Origin of the sequence: Nocardioides pelophilus (assembly GCF_014180685.1) — a bacterium.
GTDB classification, from domain to species: Bacteria; Actinomycetota; Actinomycetes; order Propionibacteriales; family Nocardioidaceae; genus Nocardioides; species Nocardioides pelophilus.
Genome location: NZ_JACEHF010000289.1, coordinates 1 through 2,037, shown reverse-complemented (window position 1 = coordinate 2,037; position 2,037 = coordinate 1). Strand labels below are relative to the sequence as shown.

Here is a 2,037-nt window from a genome sequence, read left to right as displayed (position 1 = left end):
CGGCGCGGCGGCTGCCGGACCGTCCGGCACCCGGGTCTCCCGCCCGTCCGCGCCGCAGCCGCCCCCGGTGATCCCGGCCGGCCTCGACCAGACGCAGGTGCTCGCCGCCCAGTCCGCGGCTCCGGCCGCTCCGGGTGCGCCCGCGCCGGTGCGCACCGGCCCGGACCTGCTGCTCGTCGCCGAGGGGAAGGAGCACCGGTTCCGGCACCCCGCGCAGATCACGATCGGTCGGCTGCCCGACTGCACCGTGGTGCTCAAGGACCCGGCGTCGTCCCGCATGCACGGGACGGTCACCAGTGTTCCGCGCGGCTGGACCTACACGAACCAGTCCAACGAGGGCACGTTCCTCAACGGCCGACGGATCACCACCAAGCAGTTCGACGAGCGCACCGTGCTGCGCCTCGGTCACCCGGTCGCCGGTCCCGAGCTCACTCTCGTGCCGATCCTCTCGGCGGTCGAGGAGGAGAAGCGGATCGCGCGCCGCCGCCTCGCCCGCACCCTGCTGATCGCGGGAGTGGTGGCCGGCGTGCTCGTGCTCATCCTCGGCATCGCGACCGCCACGGTGCTGCTCAGCCGTGACGACGACGAGCCGCTCGCCGACAGCACGCCCTCGGACTCGGCGCCCGGCACCACGCCCACCGACGGATCGTCGGGCCCGGACTCGCCGGACGAGCTCACCGACGCCGAGCTCGACTCGGCGAAGGCAGCCGCGGTGAAGATCATCGCCGAGAGCCATGCCCTCGAGGACCCGAGCCAGGAGTTCGCGTACGCCGGCTCGGGGTCGATCATCCGCTCCGACGGCCTGATCCTGACCAACGCCCACGTCGCAGCGCCCGAGTCGCCCGGCATCGTCGAGCAGTACGGCCCGGAGGCGGCGATCGCCAACCCGGAGTACCTGCTGATCTCGATCACCGACGGCGCGACCGACACCACCGCGCCCCCGGAGTACCGCGCGTGCGTGATCGAGGCCGACGGCTACCTCGACGTCGCCGTGATCCAGATCTGCGCCAAGGCCGACGGGTCGCCGCTCGACGGCGACGTGTCCCTGCCGACGGTCCCGATCGGCAGCTCCGCGGAGGTTCGCGCCGGAGACGACGTCACGGTGCTCGGCTTTCCGGCCGTCGCCGGTTCCGGGGACTCGATCACCGTCACCACCGGCGTCATCTCCACCGTCCTCAACGATCCCGACCTCGGACCGCGCTCGGAGTTCGACACCGAAGCCCGGATCGCGCCCGGCAACTCCGGCGGCATGGCCGTCGACAACGACGGCAACCTCATCGGCCTCCCGACGGCCCTCCAGTTCGACCCGAGCGGCTCGCCGGTGACCAGCGGCCGGATCCGCGCCATCGACATCGTCAAGGCTCTGATCGAGCGCGCCGAGCTCGCCGTCGGCTGACCCCACGCTCCCTGCCCGGGTGCCGAGCAGCGGCCGGATGCGGCAGGACGTCATACGTCCGCGGACCCATCGCCGCTCGGACGTATGACGTCCCGCGCAACGTCATACGTCCCGGCCGTCATAGGGGCCGTGCCGTATGACGTCCGACGACGCTCCGGCATCATGGCCGCGTGCTGATCCTGCGTGAGGTGCCCCGGTCCGGGGTCCGCCTGTCCGCAGGACTGGCCTCGGCCGAGACGACCACGGCCCTCGCGCTCGCCCACACCGCCGCCGGGGGTCAGCTGCCGTCGGCGGGCTGGCTGCTGGCGGTCGCCGCGACGGCGTACGGCGCGAGCCTGCTGGTGCTGCGCGGCCGGGCTCCGGTCCGCGTGATGCTGCCCGCGCTGGTCGGTCTCCAGGTCCTCCTGCACGCCTGGCTGGTCGCGCTCACCGCCGGCGGTGATCTCCACCGCCACGGAGCGGGATCCGACGCCCTGCTCGGCCTGACCTGGCCGATGCTGCTCGCGCACGCGGCGGCCGGCCTCGTGGCCGCGGTCGCGTGGGTGCTGCGGCGCCGCGCGGTCGACGTACTGCTGGGCTGGGTGGACGTCCCGCAGCCAGCGGTGGAGCTCCGCCGCTGCCTCGGCAGCGAGTGGTCCGCG

The 2,037-nt window shown here is 73.6% G+C and carries 2 protein-coding genes; both read left to right on the top strand.

Annotated elements, in window-relative coordinates:
* The coding region (locus H0488_RS23030) for a trypsin-like peptidase domain-containing protein (protein ID WP_183101505.1) at nt 1-1,396 on the top strand (1,396 nt) is incomplete at its 5' end.
* A 170-nt stretch (nt 1,397-1,566) separates the two neighbouring features.
* Nucleotides 1,567-2,037 (top strand): hypothetical protein (locus tag H0488_RS23025; protein WP_183101504.1); only part of this gene is annotated, 471 nt, incomplete at its 3' end.